Source organism: Oleiphilus sp. HI0066 (genome assembly GCF_001635725.1).
Genome location: NZ_LWFH01000396.1, coordinates 1 through 770, shown reverse-complemented (window position 1 = coordinate 770; position 770 = coordinate 1). Strand labels below are relative to the sequence as shown.

Genomic DNA, 770 nt, shown 5'->3' with positions numbered 1-770 from the left:
ATCTCAGGCACTAACTCACGATAAGCTTTAGCTTCTTCCAACACATTTGGAATAGAAGCATTCACTTTATTCACTGTTGCTAGAACATCAGGGATCTGAGAGGTAATCGGTTCAACAGTCTGACTGCTTTTATCAAGTTGCTCGAGAATTTCTGGCACCTGATCTACAACACGAATTAATGCATAACTGAAATACGCTAATGCACCAGCTAAGGCGACGAGAGACAATGAAAAAAAGATGCTTCTAGAAGAGCTTGAAGGAGCTGGATGATCAGACATAGAATATTGTTCTTTTATTAAGGTAGGTTCTAATTAATACACGCATATCACTATAGCTTGCAAACGAAGAATGAATGACGCGCCCAAATATAATCTACTGATCAATCATAATAGATCTTGTACACCGTAATACTAACTATGCGTCTTCCTTACAGCATACTCGCAATGCGCTCAGACCACGGGCCTATCGAGATTTGCTAAGTCTGCAGGCGTATCAACATCTTGTTGAACACCCCCTACTTTGCCAACTTTTACATCGTGTTCGCCAAGAAATTTCTTCGGCCGTCTACCTCCGCTCTCATACCACCGCATGAAGTCATTCATTGATTGCTTTGGGAAGTATACTGGTGGACCAATCGAATCAGGATAGGCCGAGGCATACATGCAGTTTTTCTGAATAGCATTGAGCAAGAAACGCACTAAATCAGAATCATTCAATACCGGCTGATCAAGCAACAAAATGAGCGTGCCCTGCTGGGTTTGATTAAGTAA

2 protein-coding genes are annotated in these 770 nt (G+C 41.7%); both read right to left on the bottom strand.

The features are described from left to right. A partial coding sequence (locus tag A3738_RS05380; protein ID WP_197473619.1) for a hypothetical protein occupies positions 1-278 on the bottom strand: 278 nt, incomplete at its 3' end. A gap of 171 nt (positions 279-449) precedes the next feature. Then, positions 450-770 (bottom strand): hypothetical protein (locus A3738_RS30635; RefSeq protein WP_197473618.1); only part of this gene is annotated, 321 nt, incomplete at its 5' end.